This window comes from Streptomyces sp. NPDC046349, assembly GCF_055587885.1.
Map to the genome: position 1 here is coordinate 419176 of NZ_JBVJFK010000003.1, position 21108 is coordinate 440283.

Sequence of the window (21108 nt, forward strand, 5' to 3'; positions counted from 1 at the left end):
ATCCTCGCATGATCGGAGGGTGCCGTACGCCGCCCGGGGGCGTCCTGCCGATCCGGCGGGGCCCGACCGGCGGGACGCTCATCGGCCCAGCCCGCCGACCCGGAGCGTGATGTTGAGCCGCCCGGTCAGCCCGAGCGCCCGGGGACCGGTGCCCGGCAGCACCTTCGGCACCCCGTGGTAGGCCGACCGGCTCGGGCCGCCGAAGACGAAGAGGTCCCCGCTGCGCAGCTCGACGTCCTGGTACGGCCGCCCGCGCGACTCGGTGTTCCCGAAGCGGAAGAGACAGCTGTCTCCGAGGCTCAGCGAGACCACCGGCGCCGGGGACTTCTCCTCCGCGTCACGGTGCATGCCCATGCGGGAGTCCCCGTCGTAGAAGTTGATCAGTGCGATGTCATAGGCGGCCGCACCGGGGTCGGGCGGCCCCCCGTAGGCGGCGGCCACCGCCTCGCGTCCCAGCTCGGCGAGCCAGTCCGGCATCGGCTTGACCGGTTCGCCGTCCCCGTCGACGGCGGTGCGGGCGTAGCCGTACGGGTACCAGTGCAGGCCCAGGCACACCTGCCGGGCGGTCATCACCCCGCCGCCCGGAGTGCGGACGGTGCGCAGCCCGGCCGGCGGGCGGGCCCACTCGCGGCAGGCCGCCAACAACTCGCCCTGCCGGCGGGCCCCGAGCCAGTCGGGCACGTGTACCGCGCCGGGGGCGATCTCGGTCCGCTCGCGCGGGAAGAGCTCCCCTTCCATCCCTCCATTGTCGGCGCAGGAGCTGCGAGACTCCCGGTATGCAGATCACCGAGTACGTGAAGACCCTGGCCCGGGAGGGCGAGCTGCTCGCGGAGGTGGCCGAACGGGCCGGTACCGACGCCTTCGTCCCCTCCTGTCCCGGCTGGCACGTCACCGACCTGCTGCGGCACACCGGGTCGGTGCACCGCTGGGCCGCCGGGTACGTCGCGGAGCGGCAGCTGGAGCCGACGGGCTTCCCGGAGGCGCCGGAACTGGTCGACGGCGAGCTCCTGGCGTGGTTCCGGGAGGGCCACGCGGACCTGGTGCGGACGCTGACCGAGGCCCCGGCCGATGTGCAGTGCTGGACCTTCCTGCCGACCGCCCCGCCGTCCCCGGTGGCCTTCTGGGCCCGGCGGCAGGCCCATGAGACCACCGTGCACCGGATGGACGCGGAGGCCGCTCTGGGTGTCGTCTTCTCCCCGTTGTCGCCGGAGTTCGCGGAGGACGGGGTGGACGAACTGCTCACCGGCTTCCACGCGCGGCCGCGCAGCCGGGTGCGGACCCCGGAGCCGCGGACGATGCGCATCCGCGCCGCCGACACGGGCGCGGCATGGACCGTACACCTCTCGCCGGCGCCGCCGCGCACGGTGCCGGGCGACATCGGCGACCCGGTCGACTGCGAGGTGACCGGCGAGGCGGCGTGGCTGTACGCGGCGCTGTGGAACCGGCTGCCGCTGGCGGGTCCGGGGGTGACGGGCGACCTGTCGCTGGCCGCGCTGTGGACAAAGACGGCCGGAATCTGAGCCCGTCGGCCGGGGGCGGCCGCCGGCGCGGCTCCCCGCACGGTTCGCGCCCCGCCCCCGCCCCGCCCGCGGCCGACCCGGCCCCCTTTGCAGACCGCCCCGGCCGCGGAGCCGCGCGGACGAGCGGTATGGTCGCCTCCTCAAGATCACGGAGGTGGCAGATGTTCGGTTCCACGGTGCGCGGCGCGGCGGTGGCCGCGGTGTTCCTGGCGGGGTTCGCGGTCTCCTGCGACGCGGGGCCGGCCACGCCGGCCGCCGCGCCCTCGGCCTCCTCCGCGGCCCCTGACGGCTCCGCGGCCGCAACGCCGCCCGCGTCCTCGGTACCGGGCCGGTCCGCCTCGAGCCCGGCGGCGCCCGGGGCGAGCGGCGGACCGGGCGCCTCCGCCCTCCCCGGCTCGCCGCCGGAGAAGGTCCGGGACGCCTTCGCCGGGCTCCAGGCGACGCTGGACGATTCGTGCACGCCTTCCGGGTGCGCCTACTTCCTGGGGCGCGTCCACGACGAACTGCACGGCCTGGACGCGGCGATGAAGGCGGACCCGAAGGGCCCCGGGCACTTCCCCGAACCGATCGCGCTGATCGCGAAGCTCGACGCGGAGCTCGGCGGCGACCGGAGCTTCACCAACCTGAAGGCGCACCAGACCCTGCTGATCGACACCCGGGACAAGATCAACACATGGATGCAGGGCCACCCGGACGACTACCGCTGACCCGGGCCGGGGCGGTCCCACTCCGAGCAGTTCCACGGGTGTGACGATCGCGGATGCGATACCGGGCGCATAGGACCGATGGAAGTCGAAGGCCTCGCTCACGCCTAGGACTTCGTCCTGCATCGGGGCAACACCCGCCCGTGGGACCGGGCCTCGCACTGCACCAGACTCTCCCGGAATCCATGCCGATGACGTCCGCGCGCTGCGGGAGCGCGGAGCGACGGCCGTCGGCCTCGACCTCGGCGCGGGCCGGCAAGCGCCCGCGCCTACCGGCCGCCGACCAACGGCAAGACCGAGCGTTTCAACCGCACCCTGCTCGACGAAGGGGCCTACCTGCGGCCCTAACCTCCAACGACGAGCGCACCGCAGCCCTGGCAGACTTCCTCCACACCTACAACCACCACCGCTGCCACGCCGCACTCGACGGACACCCGCCCATCAGGTGCATCAACAACGCTGCAGGTCAATACACTTGGAGGCTGCCGCGGGCAGTGGCGACGAAGGCGTCGATCAGCTCCCGGGTCGCGTCCCGCCGGGAGAGGAGTCCGGGAAGGTCCGGCGCGCGGTCGATGGCCCCGACCGCGGTGAAGGCGTCGGCCGCGGTGGTGCCGAGACCGGTGTCGTCGGTGATCAGCTGGATCCGGAACAGGGCCTGCTGCGCGCGGGAGCGGGTCTCGAACGAACGCCCGCGCAGCGCGACCTCGTCCTCGGCGTCGCGGCCCTGGTGCACGCAGAACCAGTGGTGCAGCATGGCCTGCCGGAACTCCACGAGCAGCCCCGCGTACGCGCCGTAGGCGTCGAGCCGCTCCTGCCGGTGCTGCGCATCGAGGGCGTTGCGCTCCGAACGTCGCGCGGAGCGCTGCTGGAACGCATGCGTCACCGCAGAACCGAGCAGCGTACCGAGCACGGCGACGAGACTGGTGATCACGGCGGTCATGGGGCCATGCAAGCAGACCGTCCGGGCGGGCGCCGCCTCGTTCCAAAAGCCGAAAGGGACGACGCTAGCCGAGCGTGGCCGCGTAGCCGGTCTGGGAGGCGTACTTCCATGTCGGGCCCGTGTTCCAGGGATTGGGCATGACCGTGTCGGTCGCGTACGCGTAGCCCGCGCCCCGGTCGAAGGCCGTACGGAGGGTGGCGCGCATCGCCGCGTCGTCGGGGACGTCGTGGACCAGGTGCCAGAAGGCCGTTCCGCTCGGATCGAGTTCGGTGCCGGGCCGGTAGCCGGAGTCGTGGTCGAAGACGTTGCCCCCGAGCCACCCGGCTCCGGTGTACGCGGCGTAGGTGTCCTCGTAGGTGACGAAGACGTCCGCGGTGCGCCGGCCGGGCTCCAGGTAGCAGTCCGCTATGGCGGTGCCGGGGTTGTTGACGACGAGGTCGGGGGCGGCGGGGTCCACGGCGTTCATGGCGTCCTGGACGTAGCGGCGCAGCTCGGCGTAGTGGTCGCGGGTGGCGTCGGCGGGGCCGCAGTCGCGGCTGACGACGTCGAAGAAGATGCCGTCGACGTGGAGACGTCCGTCGGGGGTCTTGAGGTAGTTGTCGACGGAGGCCTTGACGGCGGCGATGTCGCGGTTGCCGTGGTCGGTGTGGACGTATCCGAGCACCTTGGTCCGCTCGCCGGTGGCGGTGGTGCGGGCGCGGAGCGCGTCGGCGCGGGACCGCCAGGGGGCGCCGAAAGGGGCGTCGCCGTTACCCGGGTTGAGTACGACCACGGAGGGGGCCGGGCCCGTGGCGGTGAGGTCGGTCAGCATGCGGTCGTTCGCCATCACGTATGCGGGGACGCCGATCTCCAGGCCCCGTACGCCGGGCATCCGGGGGGTGGGGGGCGGGTTGGGCGCCGGTGCGGCGGTCGGAGCGGACGCGGTGGGCGTTTCGCGCGGCGGCGTGTCGGCGGAAGGCGCAGGCGCAGGCGCGGCCAGTAAGAGGGTGGCCAGGACGGCGTACAAGGCCTTCGCGGCGCGAGGCATGAACGTTTCCTCCGGTGGAGGCGGGCGGGGACCCGAGGAACACTAGACGGACGGCCCGTCGTTCAAGGCTGAACCTCCCGGATTGGTGTGAGGAACTGACGAGCGAGCCGTCGCCCCGTCACGTGAATTCCCGGAGGGGCGCGCACCCCTTCCGCCTTCCTGTCATACGGCGGGCAGTCCGACTCCGTGCGCCAACTGCCCGGCCGCGTGCGTGAAGAAGGCCGACCGTTCCTCGACGACGCCCTGGAACTGGCCGAACAGCTCGAAGGACACGAGACCCGCCAGCTGTGCCCAGGCGGCGACGAGGGCGGCGACGACCGCCGGGGGCAGGCCCTCGGCGAAGTCGGCGGCCATCCGGGCGGCTTCGGGGGCGAGAGCGGGCGGCAGCGGCGGGAGGGCGAGCCCGTGCCCCTCGTACGCGGCGCGGACGATGCCGATGAGGACGTTGCCGACCCGGGAGGCGGGCCCGATGGTGTCGGCGGGGGCGCTGTAGCCGGGGACCGGGGAGCCGTGGACGAGGGCGTACTCGTGCGGGTGCTCCAGTGCCCACGCGCGGACGGCCTCGCAGGCGGCGATCCAGCGGTCGCGGGGCGCGGCGCCGGCAGCGAGTGCCCGGGAGTCGGCCTCCTCGGCGGCGGCGCCGAGGCTGTCGTACGCGTCGATGATGAGCGCGGTCAGCAGCTCGTCGCGGCTCGGGAAGTAGCGGTAGAGGGCGGAGGAGACCATGCCGAGGTCGCGGGCGACGGCGCGCAGGGAGAGTTTGGCGGCGCCGTCGGCCGCGAGCCTGCGGCGCGCCTCGTCCTTGATGGCGGCGGTGACCTCGATGCGGGCCCGCTCCCTGGCCCCTCGCACGGTGTTCATGGGGGTCAGTGTGCCACGCGGCGGAGCACTGCCCAGAAAGCGGACCGGGGCTCTACTTCAAGAGCACTGCTCTTGCCTTGGCGCGCCGATCCGATGCACACTGGACGCAAGCGAGAGCACTGCTCTCCCAAATGACGGCCCGGAGGTCCTCGTGAACGCCCCCACCCCGTACTACGTCCAGGCCGGTCCGCTCGTCACCCGCTTCAACTCCCTCTTCGGCAAGCTGGCCCGCGCCGGCATCAGCCTGGCCGGCAGCGCCGAGCTGTCGGTGCGCGGCCGCACGTCCGGCAAGATGCAGCGCATTCCGGTCAACCCGCACACGTACGAGGGTGCGGAGTACCTCGTCTCGGCGCGCGGCCACTCCCAGTGGGTCCGCAACATGCGGGTCGCGGGCGGCGGCCAGTTGCGCGTGGGGCGCAAGGTGCGCGCGTTCACCGTCGCAGAGATCAACGACCCGGTCGAGAAGACCGCGATCCTGCGCACCTATCTGGAGAAGTGGGGCTGGGAGGTCAGCCAGTTCTTCCGCGGCGTCGACGCCAAGGCCTCCGACGCGGAGATCCAGGCGATCGCCGGCGACCACCCCGTCTTCCGGATCGTCCCGGCCTCGGGCTGACACCGCCCCGAGCCGGCGCCGAAGCCCCGGCACCGCCCCGCACCGCAGGCCCGGCGCGGTCGGCCCGCGCCGGAGCCGGTCGGGGCGTTCGGGCCCGGTTCCCCGGCCCGGCCTGCGGCGTCCGTCGCCGTGCCCCCCGGCCCTGAGGGCCGGGGGTACACGGTCCACCCGACGCCGCAGCGGGCGGTGGGGTGCCGGGCACCGCGGGCCGAGCAGAACCCCGCCGACCGGGCCTACGCCCCGTCGCCGTTCCGGGCGGCCGCCGCCTGCCGCGCGTCCAGCACGTGCAGCGCCTTGCGCGCCAGCGGGTACGTACGCACCATGTCGGCCAGGGTGGTCGCGCCCCGGGTGATGCGGGCGAAGGCCCGCCAGGCCGGACGGAACCCGGTGATCGCCGCGTGCAGCAGCCCCGGCCGGGCCTCGAAGACGGTCAGCATCCGCTTGCCGACCCCCATCTCCACACCCAGCCCGGCCTTCACCGCGAAGGCGTAGTTCAGGGCCTGGCGGCGCGCGTCCACCGCGTCCTGCGCTTCGGAGATCTTCACCGCCCACTCCCCCGCGAGCCGCCCCGAGCGCAGCGCGAAGGAGATGCCCTCACGCGTCCACGGCTCCAGCAGTCCGGCCGCGTCACCCGCGACCAGGACCCGGCCGCGGGAGAGCGGCGAATCGGGCTTGCGGCACCGGGTCAGGTGCCCGGAGGAGACGGCAGGTTCGAAGCCGGCGAGTCCGAGCCGGGCGATGAAGTCGTCCAGGTACCGCTTGGTCGCGGCTCCCTCGCCCTTGGCCGAGATCACCCCGACCGTGAGGGTGTCGCCCTTGGGGAAGACCCAGCCGTAACTGCCGGGCAGCGGACCCCAGTCGATCAGCACCCGCCCCTTCCAGTCCTCCGCCACCGTCGCGGGGACGGGGATCTCCGCCTCCAGGCCGAGGTCCACCTGGTCCATCTCGACACCCACGTGCGCGCCGATCCGGCTGGCGCTGCCGTCCGCGCCGACCACCGCGCGCGCCAGGACGGTCTCCCCGTCGGCCAGGACCACGGCCACCGTCCGGCGGTCGGGCACGGCCGCACCGTGCTGCTCCACTCGGGTCACGGCGGTGCCCGTGCGGACGGTGGCGCCGGCCTTCTCCGCCTCCGCGACCAGGCCGGCATCGAACTCGGGCCGGTTGATGAGCCCGAACAGCATGTGCTTCGAGCGCCGGGTGCGGGTCAGCTTGCCGTCCATCGAGAAGGTGACCGCGTGGATGCGGTCCTTGAGGGGCAGGACGAAGCCCGGCGGGAGCGCGTCGCGCGAGGGGCCGATGATGCCTCCGCCGCAGGTCTTGTACCGGGGCAGTTCCGCCTTCTCCAGCAGCAGGACGCGGCGCCCCGCCGTGGCCGCCGCGTACGCGGCCGAGGACCCGGCCGGACCGGCTCCGACCACGACCACGTCCCACACTTCGCCGGATCCCCCGCCCACCTCGTCGCCCGCCCCCTGCTCGGCCGGGCCCGCGCCCGGGCCCACACCTGCGTCTGCGGCTGCGTCCGCGCCGGCACCCATTCCTGCGCCTGCGCCTGCATCCGCACCTGCGTCGCGTACGTCGTCGTCGCTGCTCACGATGTGTTGCTGCTCCTGATCACCCGGTTGCTCCGATGCCGGGGAAATCCTACGGCGAGAGACCACCCCCACCCTCGCTGTGCGAGGATCAAGAGTCTTCTGCCGTACCCGGCATACGCACACCCCGCACATGCGCGGGACGCGTACACGGATACAACGTCGCACCCAAAAGGAGCGTGCCCATGTCCCAGAATCCGATCGCCGAGACCGTCGCCTCGCTGATGCCCCGCGCCAAGCAGGAGCTGAGCGAGCTGGTGGCCTTCCAGTCGGTGGCGGACTGGGCGCAGTTCCCGAAGAGCGAGAGCGAGGCCGCGGCGAACTGGGTGGCCGACGCCCTGCGCGCCGAGGGCTTCCAGGACGTGGCACTGCTCGACACCCCCGACGGCACCCAGTCGGTGTACGGCTTCCTGCCCGGCCCCGAGGACGCGCCGACCGTCCTGCTCTACGCGCACTACGACGTGCAGCCGCCGCTGGACGACGACGCCTGGATCTCCCCGGCCTTCGAACTGACCGAGCGCGACGGCCGCTGGTACGGGCGCGGTGCGGCCGACTGCAAGGGCGGGTTCATCATGCACCTGCTGGCGCTGCGCGCGCTGAAGGCCAACGGCGGTGTGCCGGTGAGCGTGAAGGTCATCGTCGAGGGCTCCGAGGAGCAGGGCACGGGCGGCCTCCAGAGTTACGCGGAGGCGCACCCGGAGCTGCTGGCCGCCGACACCATCGTCATCGGCGACGCCGGCAACTTCCGTCTCGGCCTGCCGACCGTGACCGCCACCCTCCGCGGCATGTGCCTGCTGAAGCTGAGGATCGACACGCTGGGCGGCAACCTGCACTCGGGTGTGTTCGGCGGGGCCGCGCCCGACGCGCTGGCCGCCCTGATCCGCGTACTCGACTCGCTGCGCGCCGCGGACGGTTCGACGACCGTGGACGGGCTCGCCTCGGACGCGGTGTGGGAGGGCCTGCAGTATCCGGAGGCGGACTTCCGCTCCGACGCGAAGGTCCTGGACGGGGTCGAGCTGATCGGCGAGGGCACCGTCGCCGACCGGCTGTGGGCGCGTCCGGCCGTCACCGTGCTCGGCATCGACTGCCCGCCGGTGGTCGGCGCGACGCCGTCGGTGCACGCGAGCGCGGGCGCGCTGATCAGCCTGCGCGTGCCGCCGGGCGTGGACACCAACCAGGCCGTCAAGCTGCTGCAGGCCCACCTGGAGGCGCACACGCCGTGGAAGGCGCGCCTCGAGCTGGAGGTCGTCGGCCAGGGGCAGCCGTTCCAGGCGGACACCGACAGCCCGGCGTACGCGTCGATGCGGACGGCCCTGGAGGCCGCCTACCCCGGCCAGGAGATGCAGATCAGCGGCATGGGCGGGTCGATCCCGCTGTGCAACACGCTGACGTCGCTGTACCCGCAGGCGGAGATGCTGCTGATCGGGCTGAGCGAGCCGGAGGCGCAGATCCACGCGGTCAACGAGAGCGTGTCGCCCGAGGAACTGGAGCGCCTGTCGGTGGCCGAGGCCCTGTTCCTCGTCGGCTACGCGGAGTCCAAGCGCGCCTGATCCGGGCCGCTGCCGGCCGCCGGCGAGTACGCCCGGGACGCGGTGCGCCCCCGGGCGTACCGCGTTCACGGTGACGTCACGTGCCCGGGGCGGCCGGCCGTCCGTGCGTTCCGCCGTAGGGACCTTGTCGAAGCACTCCCGAACCGGCTGCACATGCTCCGCTCATCCATCGGCCAAACCTTCCTCCGGCAGGACGGCGAAGCGCTCACCCTCGTCGACGCGGGCAGCGTCGGATCCGCCGCGGAGATCGAAGGGGCGATACGTTCCCTCGGGCTGCAGCCCGAACGACCGGAACGGATCGTCCTCACCCACTGCCACCGCGACCACGTGGGCTCGGCCGGTGCGCCGCCCGCTGGGGGCGGCGGTACTCGCGCACCGGCTGGACGCCGCCGGTGATCCCGGGCGAGCGGCCCGTTCCGGAACCGGTGCTCCTGCACTGCGAGATCCCGCTGTACGCGCACGGCCCGACCACCCCCAGGAGGCCCGCCTGCCCGGGCGACTCCGGGGGCGGTGCGCGCGCCGTCCGCGTCCCGGGTCCCACGGACGGCAGCACCGGCATCCATCTCCCGGGGCACGGCGCGCTGTTCGCGGGGGGCTGCATCGCCGCCGTCGGCCCGCTGATGCCGGGCGTCCGCAACGACGACCGCGTCCGGGCGGTGGAATCCTTCCGGCGTCCGGCCGGACTCGCGCCGTCGGTCGCCTGCTCCGGCCATGGAGGGAGAGACTCCTTGACGGTGGACACCGGCCCCGCCCTGGCCGAGACCGCCGCCGCAACGCCCGGCCGACGATGGGCGCGTGAGCCCGACGGGCGGGCCGGGGAGGGAGGGCGAGCGCACGGAGAAACCGTGAGGCACGCATGGTTTTCGAGCACGTACGCCGTCACGGGCCGGCACCAGGACCGGGCGGCGAAGCGAGCCCCGGAAGGAGGGGGCCGCCTCAGCCGGTGGGGACGCCTGCCTCCAGGTAGAGGGGGCGGCCTCGTTCGCGGGCTCGCAGGGCCCAGCGCAGGCGTTCGTACCGGTGCTGCGGAAGGAGCTCGGCGGCCTCGGCCTCGGTCACGAAGCGCCAGGCCCGCAGCTCGGGGCCGGGCAGCCGCAGGCGCGCGGCCGCTTCGCCGGTGAGCCGGCCGCCGTCGAAGAGAAGGCGCAGCCCTCCGTAGCCGGGGTGCTGCGGGCGTTCCCAGTCGACCACCAGGAGCCCGGGCGTCCGGTCCAGTACGAGGCCGAGTTCCTCCGCGACCTCCCGCAGGCCGGCGCGGGCGGGTGCCTCGCCCGCTTCGACGACGCCTCCCGGGAACTCCCAGCCCGCCTTGTACGTCGGATCGACAAGCAGCACCCGGTCCTGCTCGTCGAAGAGCAGCACCCCCGCCGCCACCGTCTCCCGTGTGGGCTCCGGTGTCTGCACGATGTCGCAGACCCGGGCGGTCTCCGTGCGGACGGCTTGGGCGATCCGCTCGGCGGTCTCCCGTACGGTCAGGAGTCCGTTGTCGATGACGTGCGCGTCGGCGGTGAGCCAGCCGAGGGCCTCCTGGTAGGCGGGGATGTGGTCGTAGGCCCACTGCCGGACCCGCACGTCCACGTCCTCGGGCGCCCCGGGCTCCGTGCGGGTCGCGATCCGCTCCCGAAGGATCGTTTCAGCAGGAGCGAGCAACACGTGTCGCACGGGTATCCGGCGCGCCGCCAGTCCGCCGAAGATCTCGTCCCGGTACTCCTGGCGCAGCAAGGTCATCGGGACGACGAGCACCCCGCCCACCTCGGCGAGCATCGCCGAGGCCGTGTCCACGACCAGCCGCCGCCAGCTCGGCAGGTCCTGGTAGTCGGTGACCTCGGCCAGCCGTTTGGGCGGCAGCAGCACCCGCAGCGCGTCGCCGACGACCTCCGGGTCGAACAGGGTGCTGTCCGGGAGGATCCCGGTCAGTTCACGGGCCGTGCTGGTCTTCCCGGCGCTGAACGTGCCGTTGATCCAGACAATCACGTCTACCCCTCTCCCCATGGCTCGTCCGGAGCCCCCAGTGGCCTGCCCGCCCCACCCTGCCACGAAAACCTCACTAATCGGCCGAGTGCTTATCCTCAAGGTCACGAGCCCGCACGCTCGCCCGCGTACGAGGGAGGATTCACGACCGTGCCCCACAACCACCGCCCGTCCGACCCCCGCTACGGCAACCGGCCGACCATGAAGGACGTGGCGGCCCGGGCGGGGGTCGGCCTGAAGACGGTGTCCCGGGTGGTCAACGGCGAGCCGGGTGTCACCCCCGAGACGGAGAAGCGGGTCCAGGAGGCCATCGAGGCGCTGGGTTTCCGCCGCAACGACAGCGCGCGGGTGCTGCGCAAGGGCCGTACCGCCACCGTCGGCCTGGTCCTGGAGGACCTCGCCGATCCCTTCTACGGTCCGCTGAACCGGGCGGTGGAGGAGGTGGCCCGCGCGCACGGGGCGCTGCTCATCAACGGCTCCAGCGCCGAGGACCCGGACCGGGAGCGGGAGTTGGCGCTCGCGCTGTGCGCCCGCCGGGTGGACGGCCTGATCGTGATCCCGGCCGGGAACGACCACCGTTACCTGGAGCCGGAGATGCGGGCGGGAGTGGCCACGGTGTTCGTGGACCGGCCGGCCGGCGGCATCGACGCCGACGTGGTGTTGTCGGACAACTTCGGCGGGGCCCGCGGCGGTGTCGCGCACCTCGTCGCGGGCGGCCACCGCCGGGTCGGCTTCATCGGGGACCACCCCCGCATCCACACGGCGACGGAACGCCTGAGCGGCTACCGCGCGGCCATGGCGGAGGCGGGCCTCCCCGTGGCCGAGTCCTGGGTCTCGCTGGGCTCGACGGAGCCCGGGCGGGTCGCGGCGGCGGCGCGGTCGATGCTCGCGGGCCGGGAGCCGGTGACCGCCGTCTTCGCCGGCAACAACCGCGTGACGGTCACCGTGGTGCGCGTCCTGGCCTCCCTGGAACGCCCGGTGGCCCTGGTGGGCTTCGACGACTTCGAGCTGGCGGACCTGCTGCGGCCGGGCGTCACAGTGGTCGCCCAGGACCCGGCGGCACTGGGCCGCGTGGCCACGGACCGCCTCTTCCAACGCCTGTCGGGCACGAACCTCCCCCCGACGCGCACCGAACTGCCCACCCGCCTCGTCCCCCGCGGCTCGGGCGAACTCCCGCCGACGGAGTGACCCCCCGCCGGATCGGCCGCGCCGTGCGGGCACGGACACCCCGGCGGCCCGGCCCCGGTGGAGCGGGGCCGGGCCGCCGGCCCCGACCGGGTCAGGCGGTGGCCGTGAGGGTGGCCGAGCGGCGGGGGATGGCGAAGGCGTCGAGTTCGGCGCGCGTGAGGCCGGTCAGGGCGGTGACCTCGTCGGCCCCCACCGCGCCGCAGTCGAGGCCGCGGACCAGGTAGCCCGCCAGGGCCTTGGCGGTCGCGGGCTCGTCCATCACGTCGCCCTCGATCTTGGCCACGTACGCCTTCAGGCGGGCGGCGGCGGCCTGAAGGCCCTCGCGGTAGAAGGTGAAGACAGCCGCGTACCGGGTCGGCAGGTGCGCCGGGTGCATGTCCCAGCCCTGGTAGTAGGCGCGGGCCAGGGCGCGGCGGGTCAGGCCGTAGTGGAGTTTCCAGCCCTCGTGGACCTTCTCGGTGGTACCGATCGGCAGCACGTTGGTGGAGCCGTCGGAGACGCGTACGCCGGTGCCGGCGGCCGCGACCTGCATGATCGCCTTCGCGTGGTCGGCGGCGGGGTGGTCGCTGGCCTGGTACGCGGCGGAGACGCCGACGCAGGCGCTGTAGTCGAAGGTGCCGTAGTGCAGGCCGGTCGCGCGGCCCTTGGCTGCCTCGATCATGCGGGCGACGGTGGCGGTGCCGTCGGATGCCAGGATGGACTGGCTGGTCTCGATCTGGATCTCGAAGCCGATCCGGCCGGGGCGCAGGCCGCGGGCCGTCTCGAAGGCCTCCAGCAGCTTGACGAAGGCGCTGACCTGCTCGGCGTAGGTGACCTTCGGGAGGGTGAGGACGAGGCCCTCGGGCAGGCCGCCGTGCTCCAGCAGACCGGAGAGGAAGATGTCGGTGGTGCGGATGCCGCGGTCGCGGACGTTGGATTCCATGCACTTCATGCGGATGCCCATGTACGGCGCGTTGGTGCCGTTGGAGAAGGCTTCCGAGACGAGGCGGGCGGCGCGGGCCGCGGCCTGGTCCTCCTCCTCGTCGGAGCGGACGCCGAAGCCGTCCTCGAAGTCGACGCGGAGGTCCTCGACGGGCTCGCGCCGGAGCTTGGCGCGGACGCGCTCGTAGACCGGTACGGCCAGTTCGTCGGAGATGCCGAGGACCTCGGCGAAGGTGGCCGCGTCCGGGGCGTGCTCGTCGAGCGCGGCCAGGGCCTGGTCGCCCCAGGAGCGGATGGTGTCCGCGGCGAAGACGTCACCGGGCACGTAGACCGTGTGGATGGGCTGCCGGGTGCCGGGGTCGCCCGGGTAGTGGCGCGCGAGCTCCGCGTCCACCGGCGCGAGTGAGGCGCTGATGCCCTCGCTGACCGCGCCTGCGAGGCTCGTCGCCACCTTCTCCTGCTGACCCATCGTGCACTCTCCTCTTTTCCGCTTCACGGAAGCTTAGATCCGCATAGCAGAATTTAGTCACGTGGTTCCGCTCCGTCAATGGTCCCTCGGCGGTCCCGGGCAAACGACTCGGGGCCGCGCGGTGAGAATCACCACACGGCCCCGAAGAAGCGGTGCTACGAAGAGAAGCGCAGGTCAGGCGGTCAGCCCTTGCGGGCCTTGATCTCCGCAGTCAGCTGCGGGACGACCGTGAAGAGGTCGCCGACCACGCCGTAGTCGACGAGGTCGAAGATCGGGGCCTCGGAGTCCTTGTTGATGGCCACGATGGTCTTCGAGGTCTGCATGCCGGCCCGGTGCTGGATCGCGCCCGAGATGCCGGAGGCGATGTAGAGCTGCGGGGAGACCGACTTGCCGGTCTGGCCGACCTGGTTGGTGTGCGGGTACCAGCCGGCGTCGACGGCGGCGCGCGAGGCGCCGACGGCCGCGCCGAGGGAGTCCGCGAGGTCCTCGATGATGCCGAAGTTCTCGGCACCGTTGACGCCACGGCCGCCGGAGACGACGATCGCGGCCTCGGTCAGCTCGGGACGGCCGGTCGACTCGCGCGGGGTGCGGCCGGTGACCTTGGTACCGGTGGCCAGGGCGCCGAAGGTGACGGCGAGCGCCTCGACCGCGCCGGCGGCCGGAGCGGCCTCGACGGGGGCCGAGTTCGGCTTCACGGTGATGACCGGGGTGCCCTTGGAGACGCGGGACTTGGTGGTGAACGAGGCGGCGAAGGCCGACTGCGTCGCGACCGGACCCTCGTCACCCGCCTCCAGGTCGACGGCGTCGGTGATGATGCCGGAGCCGATGCGCACGGCGAGGCGCGCGGCGATCTCCTTGCCCTCGGCGGAGGACGGGACGAGCACGGCGGCCGGGGAAACGGCCTCGTACGCGGCCTGCAGCGCGTCCACCTTCGGTACGACGAGGTACTCGGCGAACTCGGGGGCGTCGGCGGTGAGGACCTTGACCGCGCCGTGCTCGGCGAGCACCGCGGCGGTGGCGTCGGCGCCGGCGCCCAGGGCGACGGCGACGGGCTCGCCGATGCGGCGGGCGAGCGTCAGCAGCTCGAGGGTGGGCTTGCGGACGGCGCCGTCCACGTGGTCGACGTAGACGAGAACTTCAGCCATGGGACTGCTCTCCTGCTATTGCGAAGTGTCTGGGGGCTTTGAGGGGGGATGACCGAAGCTCTTAGATGAACTTCTGGCCGGCCAGGAACTCGGCCAGCTGCTTGCCGCCCTCGCCCTCGTCCTTGACGATCGTGCCGGCGGTGCGCGCCGGGCGCTGCGCCGCGGAGTCCACCGCGGTCCAGGAGCCTTCCAGACCGACCTCGTCGGCCTCGATCTCGAGGTCCTCGAGGTCCCAGGACTCGACCGGCTTCTTCTTCGCGGCCATGATGCCCTTGAAGGACGGGTAGCGGGCCTCGCCCGACTGGTCCGTCACGGAGACGAGCGCGGGGAGGGAGGCCTCCAGCTGCTCGCTCGCGGTGTCGCCGTCACGGCGGCCGGTGACCGTGCCGTCCTCGACCTTGACCTCGGAGAGCAGGGTGACCTGCGGGACGCCCAGGCGCTCGGCCAGGATCGCCGGGAGGACGCCCATGGTGCCGTCGGTGGACGCCATGCCCGTGACGACCAGGTCGTAGCCGGCCTTCTCGATGGCCTTGGCGAGCACCAGCGAGGTGCCCATGACGTCCGTGCCGTGCAGGTCGTCGTCCTCGACGTGGATGGCCTTGTCGGCGCCCATCGACAGCGCCTTGCGCAGGGCGTCCTTGGCGTCCTCGGGGCCCACCGTCAGGACGGTGATCTCGACGTCGTCGTCCGAGTTCTCGGAAATCTGCAGCGCCTGCTCGACGGCGTACTCGTCGAGCTCCGACAGCAGGCCGTCGACGTCGTCACGGTTGACGGTCAGGTCCTCGGTGAACTGCCGGTCGCCAGTGGCGTCGGGCACGTACTTCACACAGACAACGATCCTCAGGCTCACGCCGGCTCTCCTACCGCATCGTCTTTTCGTGTACCGCCTTATGCAGGCAGCATAGGCGCCTTGTCGGGCGGATCCCGATCGGGGCGGCCCGCGCCCCGAAGGGAATGTTACTCGTCAGTACACCGTGGGGCCCACCAAGTCGCAAGGTCGGCGAACTGTGATCTGCCCAACGCCGCCCGGCACGCCCGAGCAGGGACGATTCAGTCGCGCAGCGCGTTGAAGCGCCCCTGGTGGTACAGCAGCGGACGGCCTTCCCCGGCCGGATCCCCCACGACCGCCTGAGCGATGATCACACGGTGCTCCCCGGCGGGCACCCTCGCCACCACCCGGCAGACCAGCCACGCCAGTACGCCCTCCAGCACCGGCACCCCGTGCGGGCCGACGGCCCAGCCGGTGTCCGGCCCGAAACGGTCGGCTCCGCTCCGCGCGAACAGGCCGGCCAGCTCCCGTTGGTGCTCGCCGAGTATGTGGACGCCGAGGTATTCGCTGTCGCGCACCGCGGGCCAGGTGGACGCCCGGGTGCCGATCGTGAAGGACAGCAGCGGCGGGTCGGCGGAAACGGAGTTCAGCGAGGTGGCGGTGAAGCCCACCGGCCGGCCGCCGTCCTGGGCGGTGATCACCGCGACTCCGGCGGCGTGCTGCCGGAAGACGGAGCGCAGGAGGTCGGGCGAGCCGGGACGGCCCGCGCCGGAAAGAGGGGAAGCGGCCGTCCGGGCCGTCGGGGCCGTCGGAGCACTCATCAGGGTTCTGCCTTCTGCCGCGGGACACGCGGGCACAGTCGGGATCGGGACGGGGCGTTCAGTGATCCGGACAGCGCGCGCTCGCGTGGCGGACGAGGTCCGCACGGGACCGTCCGTGGAGCAGGAGTTCATACGGCATACCGTCAGCCTGGCGATCTCCCGCGGACCCAGTCAAGCGGGATCGGGCAGATGTCAGGCGCGTCACGCGGTGTTCGGGCGTGCGCCCCGGCGCGTCCGGCCCGCCGGCCCCGGCCCGCTCCCGCCCGAGGGCGCGCCCCACACGCCCCCTCGTCATACGGCGGCGCCGAGAGCGGCGATCACGTCGGCCTTGCGCGGCATGCCGGCCGCGCGCCGCACCACGCGGCCCGCGGCGTCCAGCACCAGCACGGTGGGGGTCTTCTCGATCCCCAGGGCCCGCACCAGGTCGAGGCGGTCCTCGGCGTCGATCTCGATGTGTGCGACGCCTTCGACCATGCCCGCGACCTCGGCGAGGATCCGCCGCGTGGCCCGGCAGGGCTGACAGAAGGCGCTGGAGAACTGCACCAGGCTGGCCCGCCGCCCCGGGGCGGCACCCAGCTCCGCAGCGCCCAGGCGCACGGGCGCACCCCCGGTCCGGCCGTCGAACCCGTCGTCGCGACCGCCTCCCCGCTCGTCTCCGCGCCCGTCTTCCCGCCTGTTTTCCCGGCCGAGCACCCGCACTCCCGTCTCACCGTCGCCTTCGTCCACGCACATGATCGTCGTACGCTCGTACGTGGATGGGACACCCGGTGGGCCCACGGCATTCCCGGCGTGACGAGAATCTCCCCGGGCGCGGGCGTCTGGACTGGCCAGCGGCCCCCGTTTGGGGCACCATCCCCAATGGTCGCGTACCTACGCTTCCGTAACTTCCGGCCGGGAGCACCTCCCCAGGCAGAAAGCGGGTCTCCCCATGGCTGAGATCGTCTACCCTCCGGTGATCGGCGCCGCGCACGGGCTGTTCCGCGCGCTCGACATCCGCATCGACATGAAAGGCACGGAGAACATCCCCCGCAAGGGCGGCGCGGTCCTGGTGTCGAACCACATCGGGTACCTCGACTTCATCTTCGCCGGCCTGACGGCGCGGCCGCAGAAGCGCCTGGTGCGCTTCATGGCGAAGGAGTCGGTGTTCCGGCACAGGGTGTCCGGTCCGCTGATGCGCGCGATGAAGCACATCCCGGTGGACCGCAAGCAGGGCGAGACGGCGTACCAGCACGCGCTGGAGTCGCTGCGTTCCGGTGAGATCATCGGGGTCTTCCCGGAGGCGACGATCTCCCAGTCCTTCACCCTGAAGAGCTTCAAGTCGGGTGCGGCCCGCATGGCGCAGGAGGCCGGCGTCCCGCTGATCCCGGTGGCGCTGTGGGGCACGCAGCGGCTGTGGACCAAGGGCCGTCCCAAGAACCTCAAGCGCAGCCACATCCCGGTGACGATGCGCGTGGGCGAGCCGATCGAGGCTCCCACCGACCAGTACGCCGGGGCGATCACGCGGCGGCTGCGCGAGCGCGTGCAGGAGCTGCTGGACGCGGCCCAGCGCGCCTACCCGGAGAAGCCGCGGGGCACCGAGGACTCCTGGTGGCTGCCGGCCCACCTGGGCGGTACGGCGCCGACCGCGGCCCAGGTCCGCGAAGCGGGCTGAGCCGCCCCACTCGCCGGCTGCGGGAAGCGGGCCGAGCCCGTCCTGCCGGCCCGTGGTGCGGCTCAGGCCGGGAAGCTCCGGCCGTCGTCGGCCGAGGCGCGGGGCGGCCCGCAGGGAGCGGTGATGCACTGCCACTGCGGCTCCTTCGGACGGTGCTCGCCGTGGCCGGAGCCGCCCTTGCCGGGGGGACCGCACGGGGCGGTGATGCACTGCCACTGCGGCTCCTTCGGGCGGTGCTTGCCGTCGTTCGCGCCGCCGCCCTTGTCCGGACGCTTCTTGCCCCACGTGCCGTGGTGGTTCCCGCCCGGCGCGTCCTTCTCCGCCACGACGGCGTGCGGGGCCGCCTGCGGGGCGGCGAACGCGGTCGTGGGGACCAGTACGGCGCCGGCGGCCATGGCGGTGGTGGCCGCGAAGAGGGCCAGGCGTCCCGTGCGAAGGGGGTGGGTCATGGCGGTTCTCCTCGGACGAGGGGGCGAAACGGACATCTCCAGTACGCCCCGCTCCTCGCCGTCCGTCACGCCCCTGCATCCCGTGGCTTGACAGCCCTCGCAGGGGGCGTGGAAGCCGAGGGTGTGCCGCAACGCGGCCGGTCCCCTGCGCGGTTCCGTCCACGAAGGCGCTCCGGCCGCGCCCGTCGTCGATCGGTCCCGAGGCGCCCCGGTCCGTCCGCCGGTGTACGTGCGCTTGACGACCTCGGCGGCCCGCAGCCGCGCGGAGCCCCCGGCGGCTGGCGATCCCGTACCCGGCGCAGCACCTCAGGGAGCGGCGGAGGCAGTGGAGTCCGTACCGGGACCCACGCGGCCCGGCGGACCGCCGCTGACGGCGATCGTCCACGGGGCAGCCCCCTGGAGCTCGGTCGGCAGTCTCCGCCACAACTCCTCCCGGTCGGCGGATTCGCGGAGCGCCGCGAGGACGGCGGGGTGCGGGGCCGCGTACAGCCCGGGATAGTCGGTCTCGCCCAGCTCCGGGCGGACGGGGAAGGCGAGGCGTTCCTCGGCGAGATCGAACCGCGCGTCCACGCCGGGCTTGTTGCCGCGCGGGTCGAGCCGGCTCCATCGGTCCCCGCCGGGCAGGCGCAATGCGATCAGCCCGTGGACGAGCGGGTTCGAGCCGTCGTCGTCGGCGAGGCGCTGATAGCACAGCCCGGCCGGGATGCCCTGGGCGCGCAGCAGGGCGACGAGGGCGTGGGACTTGGCGTGACAGATGCCGTTGCGCGTGTCCAGTACGTCGGAGGCGCGCCAGGCGACCCGCGTGTCCCCGGAGTCGGCCGAGTGCGGGATGGTGTCGCGGACGAACTCAAAGGCTACTTCGGCGTATGAGTATGCGTCGCCGGTGGTGCGCCAGAGGGCGTCTGCCGTCTCCTGGACGAGGGGATGCCAGTGGTCGATCGCTTCGTCCGAGGCCAAGTACGCGAATGCATCAGGGTTTTGCCGGATCAGCTCCATGGCGCGGAGCATAGGCATGCCACCCGCCATTGATCAATAGAATTACAGCGAGTGGCATACCTATGCAGTTGTGTGGACCGGGTCCACCGCCTAGCGGGCGAGCTCCTCCTTGAGAGCCTGGAGGAAGCCGTCCACGTCCTCCTCCTGGGTGTCGAAGCCGCACATCCAGCGGACGTCACCCGCGGCCTCGTCCCAGAAGTAGAAGCGGTAACGCTTCTGCAGGCGCCGCGAGACCTCGTGCGGCAGCCGGGCGAACACCGCGTTCGCCTGCACCGGGTAGAGGATCTCCACGCCGTCGGCCTCGCGGACCCCGGCGGCGAGCCGCTGCGCCATGTCGTTGGCGTGGCGGGCGTTGCGCAGCCACAGGTCCTTGGCGAGCAGCGCTTCCAGCTGCACCGACACGAAGCGCATCTTCGACGCGAGCTGCATGGACATCTTGCGGATGTGCTTCATCTGCCGGGCCGCGTCCGGGTTGAGCACGACGATGGCCTCACCGAACATCATGCCGTTCTTGGTGCCGCCGTAGGACAGCACATCGACGCCGACCGTGTTCGTGAAGGTGCGCATCGGCACATCGAGCGAGGCCGCGGCGTTGGCTATCCGGGCGCCGTCGAGGTGGACCTTCATGCCGAGCCCGTGGGCGTGGTCGCAGATGGCCTTGATCTCGTCCGGCGTGTAGACCGTGCCGAGCTCGGTGTTCTGGGTGATCGAGACGACCTGCGGCATCGCCCGGTGCTCGTCCTCGAAGCCCCAGGCCTCCTGGTCGATCAGTTCGGGCGTGAGCTTGCCGTCCGGGGTGGGTACGGCGAGCAGCTTGAGCCCGGCCATCCGCTCCGGCGCGCCACCCTCGTCCACGTTGATGTGGGCGCTCTTGGCGCAGATCACGGCGCCCCAGCGGTCGGTCATCGCCTGGAGGGCGGTGACGTTCGCGCCGGTGCCGTTGAAGACCGGGAAGGCCTCCGCGTACGGGCCGAAGTGGCTGCGGATGATCTTCTGCAGGTATTCGGTGTACTCGTCCTCGCCGTAGGAGATCTGGTGACCTTCGTTGGCGAGGGCGAGGGCCTCCAGGATCTCCGGATGGACCCCAGCGTAGTTGTCGCTGGCGAAGCCGCGCACTGCCGGATCGTGGTGCCGGCGGGCATCGGTCTTCACGGTTGCGGAGTGAGCCACAGACGCTGTCCGTTCACATCGATGGCGGGCCGCTCCCACACGCCGGCGATGGCCTCGGCCAGCTCCTTCACGTCGGTGAAGCCCGCGAACTTCGCATTGGGACGCTCGGCGCGCATCGCGTCGTGCACCAGTGCCTTGATGACCAGGATCGCAGCTGCCGCGCCGGGGCCCTCGTCACCCCCCGCCTTGCGGAAGGAGTCCGCCATGGCGAGGGTCCAGGCCTCGGCGGCCGCCTTACCTGCGTTGTACGCGGCGTTGTTGGCTACCGGCTTGTGCGCGCCGGACTGGCTCACCAGGACGTAGCGGCCGCGGTCGCTGCGCAGCAGTGCGTCGTGGAAGGCGAGCGAGGTGTGCTGGACGGTGCGGATGAGGAGCTTCTCCAGGAAGGTCCAGTCGGCGAGGTCGACGTCGGTGAACGTCTTGCTGCCGCGCCAGCCGCCGACGAGGTGGACGAGTCCGTCGACCCGCCCGAACTCCTTCTCGGTCTGCTCGGCCCAGGCCTTCGTGGCCTCCAGGTCGAGCAGGTCCACGGTGTCGCCGGTGATGGTGGCGCCGCCGTGGGCGTAGCGTGCCGCGTCCACGGCTTCGGCGAGCCGCGCCGGATCGGCGTCGGACGCGACGACCACCGCGCCCTCCTCGGCGAGGCGGAGCAGCGCGGCACGGCCGGCGGGGCCGCCGGCCCCGGCTACCGCCACCACCGCTCCGTGCAGCTTTCCGTTGCCGTTCCCGGAGCCGTTCATCTGTGCAGCCT

General features: G+C 72.7%; 21 protein-coding genes and 2 pseudogenes. 8 read left to right on the forward strand and 15 right to left on the reverse strand.

Annotation, left to right across the window (positions count from 1 at the left end; all coding sequences use genetic code 11):
• Nucleotides 1–78: 78 nt before the first annotated feature.
• Nucleotides 79–738, reverse strand: a complete 660-nt coding sequence (locus ACZ6JS_RS09070) for an alpha-ketoglutarate-dependent dioxygenase AlkB family protein (RefSeq protein ID WP_469296978.1) — start codon at nt 736–738, stop codon at nt 79–81.
• 38 nt (nt 739–776) lie between these two features.
• Between ACZ6JS_RS09070 and ACZ6JS_RS09075 the strand changes: the two genes are divergently transcribed.
• The 3 genes and pseudogenes from ACZ6JS_RS09075 to ACZ6JS_RS09085 form a co-directional block, all read left to right on the forward strand.
• Nucleotides 777–1520, forward strand: coding sequence for a maleylpyruvate isomerase family mycothiol-dependent enzyme (locus ACZ6JS_RS09075; RefSeq protein ID WP_469296979.1), 744 nt, complete (start codon nt 777–779; stop codon nt 1518–1520).
• A gap of 161 nt (nt 1521–1681) precedes the next feature.
• Nucleotides 1682–2227: a hypothetical protein gene (locus tag ACZ6JS_RS09080; protein WP_469296980.1), complete on the forward strand. Its 546-nt coding sequence runs from the start codon at nt 1682–1684 to the stop codon at nt 2225–2227.
• Between the two features lie 261 nt (nt 2228–2488).
• Nucleotides 2489–2700, forward strand: a pseudogene (locus ACZ6JS_RS09085) (integrase core domain-containing protein); the annotation flags it as partial.
• Here ACZ6JS_RS09085 and ACZ6JS_RS09090 read toward each other — a convergent pair.
• From ACZ6JS_RS09090 to ACZ6JS_RS09100, 3 genes are all read right to left on the reverse strand, one after another.
• Nucleotides 2691–3164, reverse strand: coding sequence for a hypothetical protein (locus ACZ6JS_RS09090; protein ID WP_469296981.1), 474 nt, complete (start codon nt 3162–3164; stop codon nt 2691–2693). The pseudogene ACZ6JS_RS09085 and the gene ACZ6JS_RS09090 overlap by 10 nt on opposite strands.
• A 64-nt stretch (nt 3165–3228) precedes the next feature.
• A complete protein-coding gene (locus ACZ6JS_RS09095; protein ID WP_469296982.1) occupies nt 3229–4191 on the reverse strand; it encodes a spherulation-specific family 4 protein in 963 nt (320 codons plus the stop codon).
• 162 nt (nt 4192–4353) lie between these two features.
• Nucleotides 4354–5052, reverse strand: a complete 699-nt coding sequence (locus ACZ6JS_RS09100; protein WP_469296983.1) for a TetR/AcrR family transcriptional regulator — start codon at nt 5050–5052, stop codon at nt 4354–4356.
• A gap of 151 nt (nt 5053–5203) precedes the next feature.
• Here ACZ6JS_RS09100 and ACZ6JS_RS09105 point away from each other — a divergent pair, with 151 nt between their 5' ends.
• Entirely contained in the window at nt 5204–5665 is a 462-nt protein-coding gene (locus ACZ6JS_RS09105) for a nitroreductase/quinone reductase family protein (protein ID WP_469296984.1), read from the forward strand.
• Between the two features lie 233 nt (nt 5666–5898).
• Here the strand turns inward: ACZ6JS_RS09105 and ACZ6JS_RS09110 are convergent, their stop codons facing one another.
• A complete protein-coding gene (locus ACZ6JS_RS09110) occupies nt 5899–7101 on the reverse strand; it encodes a geranylgeranyl reductase family protein (RefSeq protein ID WP_469297166.1) in 1203 nt (400 codons plus the stop codon).
• A gap of 341 nt (nt 7102–7442) precedes the next feature.
• Here ACZ6JS_RS09110 and ACZ6JS_RS09115 point away from each other — a divergent pair, with 341 nt between their 5' ends.
• The gene (locus ACZ6JS_RS09115) at nt 7443–8807 is read left to right on the forward strand and encodes a M20/M25/M40 family metallo-hydrolase (protein WP_469296985.1); all 1365 of its coding nucleotides are present in this window, start codon (nt 7443–7445) and stop codon (nt 8805–8807) included.
• Between the two features lie 153 nt (nt 8808–8960).
• Complete coding sequence (locus tag ACZ6JS_RS09120; protein ID WP_469296986.1) at nt 8961–9203, forward strand: MBL fold metallo-hydrolase; 243 nt, start codon at nt 8961–8963, stop codon at nt 9201–9203.
• A gap of 540 nt (nt 9204–9743) precedes the next feature.
• Here ACZ6JS_RS09120 and ACZ6JS_RS09125 read toward each other — a convergent pair.
• Complete coding sequence (locus ACZ6JS_RS09125; RefSeq protein WP_469296987.1) at nt 9744–10781, reverse strand: NUDIX hydrolase; 1038 nt, start codon at nt 10779–10781, stop codon at nt 9744–9746.
• A gap of 198 nt (nt 10782–10979) precedes the next feature.
• Here ACZ6JS_RS09125 and ACZ6JS_RS09130 point away from each other — a divergent pair, with 198 nt between their 5' ends.
• The gene (locus ACZ6JS_RS09130) at nt 10980–11966 is read left to right on the forward strand and encodes a LacI family DNA-binding transcriptional regulator (protein WP_469297167.1); all 987 of its coding nucleotides are present in this window, start codon (nt 10980–10982) and stop codon (nt 11964–11966) included.
• A gap of 91 nt (nt 11967–12057) precedes the next feature.
• Here ACZ6JS_RS09130 and ACZ6JS_RS09135 read toward each other — a convergent pair whose 3' ends face one another.
• The 5 genes from ACZ6JS_RS09135 to ACZ6JS_RS09155 all read right to left on the reverse strand — a co-directional run bounded on the left by ACZ6JS_RS09135 (nt 12058) and on the right by ACZ6JS_RS09155 (nt 16817).
• On the reverse strand, nt 12058–13356 hold the full coding sequence (locus ACZ6JS_RS09135) for a DUF6986 family protein (RefSeq protein WP_469296988.1): 1299 nt from the start codon (nt 13354–13356) through the stop codon (nt 12058–12060).
• 182 nt (nt 13357–13538) lie between these two features.
• Nucleotides 13539–14501, reverse strand: a complete 963-nt coding sequence (locus ACZ6JS_RS09140; protein WP_469296989.1) for an electron transfer flavoprotein subunit alpha/FixB family protein — start codon at nt 14499–14501, stop codon at nt 13539–13541.
• A 61-nt stretch (nt 14502–14562) separates the two neighbouring features.
• A complete protein-coding gene (locus tag ACZ6JS_RS09145) occupies nt 14563–15351 on the reverse strand; it encodes an electron transfer flavoprotein subunit beta/FixA family protein (protein ID WP_469296990.1) in 789 nt (262 codons plus the stop codon).
• Between the two features lie 200 nt (nt 15352–15551).
• Nucleotides 15552–16091: a flavin reductase family protein gene (locus ACZ6JS_RS09150; RefSeq protein WP_469296991.1), complete on the reverse strand. Its 540-nt coding sequence runs from the start codon at nt 16089–16091 to the stop codon at nt 15552–15554.
• Between the two features lie 291 nt (nt 16092–16382).
• Nucleotides 16383–16817 (reverse strand): TlpA family protein disulfide reductase, encoded by a 435-nt coding sequence (locus tag ACZ6JS_RS09155; RefSeq protein WP_469296992.1) that lies wholly within the window; start codon nt 16815–16817, stop codon nt 16383–16385.
• A 202-nt stretch (nt 16818–17019) separates the two neighbouring features.
• On the opposite strand from ACZ6JS_RS09155, the gene ACZ6JS_RS09160 reads away from it, so the two are divergent.
• Nucleotides 17020–17742 carry a lysophospholipid acyltransferase family protein gene (locus ACZ6JS_RS09160; protein WP_469296993.1) on the forward strand — a complete coding sequence of 241 codons (723 nt, stop codon included), beginning with the start codon at nt 17020–17022 and terminating at the stop codon, nt 17740–17742.
• A 62-nt stretch (nt 17743–17804) separates the two neighbouring features.
• Here the strand turns inward: ACZ6JS_RS09160 and ACZ6JS_RS09165 are convergent, their stop codons facing one another.
• From ACZ6JS_RS09165 to ACZ6JS_RS09180, 4 genes and pseudogenes are all read right to left on the reverse strand, one after another.
• The gene (locus ACZ6JS_RS09165) at nt 17805–18191 is read right to left on the reverse strand and encodes a hypothetical protein (RefSeq protein ID WP_469296994.1); all 387 of its coding nucleotides are present in this window, start codon (nt 18189–18191) and stop codon (nt 17805–17807) included.
• 399 nt (nt 18192–18590) lie between these two features.
• Nucleotides 18591–19187 (reverse strand): annotated as a pseudogene (locus ACZ6JS_RS09170) (transglutaminase-like domain-containing protein); the annotation flags it as partial.
• A 90-nt stretch (nt 19188–19277) separates the two neighbouring features.
• Entirely contained in the window at nt 19278–20339 is a 1062-nt protein-coding gene (locus tag ACZ6JS_RS09175) for a threonine aldolase family protein (protein WP_469296995.1), read from the reverse strand.
• Nucleotides 20336–21097, reverse strand: coding sequence for an SDR family NAD(P)-dependent oxidoreductase (locus ACZ6JS_RS09180; protein ID WP_469296996.1), 762 nt, complete (start codon nt 21095–21097; stop codon nt 20336–20338). The genes ACZ6JS_RS09175 and ACZ6JS_RS09180 overlap by 4 nt, the downstream gene beginning before the upstream one ends.
• Nucleotides 21098–21108: the final 11 nt, after the last annotated feature.

Excerpts from the sequence above, each read along its gene's own strand:
- ACZ6JS_RS09070 (WP_469296978.1), bottom strand. The coding sequence starts at position 738 with ATGGAAGGGGAGCTCTTCCCGCGCGAGCGGACCGAGATCGCCCCCGGC.
- ACZ6JS_RS09075 (WP_469296979.1), top strand. The coding sequence starts at position 777 with ATGCAGATCACCGAGTACGTGAAGACCCTGGCCCGGGAGGGCGAGCTG.
- ACZ6JS_RS09080 (WP_469296980.1), top strand. The coding sequence starts at position 1,682 with ATGTTCGGTTCCACGGTGCGCGGCGCGGCGGTGGCCGCGGTGTTCCTG.
- ACZ6JS_RS09090 (WP_469296981.1), bottom strand. The coding sequence starts at position 3,164 with ATGACCGCCGTGATCACCAGTCTCGTCGCCGTGCTCGGTACGCTGCTC.
- ACZ6JS_RS09095 (WP_469296982.1), bottom strand. The coding sequence starts at position 4,191 with ATGCCTCGCGCCGCGAAGGCCTTGTACGCCGTCCTGGCCACCCTCTTA.
- ACZ6JS_RS09100 (WP_469296983.1), bottom strand. The coding sequence starts at position 5,052 with ATGAACACCGTGCGAGGGGCCAGGGAGCGGGCCCGCATCGAGGTCACC.
- ACZ6JS_RS09115 (WP_469296985.1), top strand. The coding sequence starts at position 7,443 with ATGTCCCAGAATCCGATCGCCGAGACCGTCGCCTCGCTGATGCCCCGC.
- ACZ6JS_RS09120 (WP_469296986.1), top strand. The coding sequence starts at position 8,961 with ATGCTCCGCTCATCCATCGGCCAAACCTTCCTCCGGCAGGACGGCGAA.
- ACZ6JS_RS09130 (WP_469297167.1), top strand. The coding sequence starts at position 10,980 with ATGAAGGACGTGGCGGCCCGGGCGGGGGTCGGCCTGAAGACGGTGTCC.
- ACZ6JS_RS09135 (WP_469296988.1), bottom strand. The coding sequence starts at position 13,356 with ATGGGTCAGCAGGAGAAGGTGGCGACGAGCCTCGCAGGCGCGGTCAGC.
- ACZ6JS_RS09140 (WP_469296989.1), bottom strand. The coding sequence starts at position 14,501 with ATGGCTGAAGTTCTCGTCTACGTCGACCACGTGGACGGCGCCGTCCGC.
- ACZ6JS_RS09150 (WP_469296991.1), bottom strand. The coding sequence starts at position 16,091 with ATGAGTGCTCCGACGGCCCCGACGGCCCGGACGGCCGCTTCCCCTCTT.
- ACZ6JS_RS09160 (WP_469296993.1), top strand. The coding sequence starts at position 17,020 with ATGGCTGAGATCGTCTACCCTCCGGTGATCGGCGCCGCGCACGGGCTG.
- ACZ6JS_RS09165 (WP_469296994.1), bottom strand. The coding sequence starts at position 18,191 with ATGACCCACCCCCTTCGCACGGGACGCCTGGCCCTCTTCGCGGCCACC.
- ACZ6JS_RS09180 (WP_469296996.1), bottom strand. The coding sequence starts at position 21,097 with ATGAACGGCTCCGGGAACGGCAACGGAAAGCTGCACGGAGCGGTGGTG.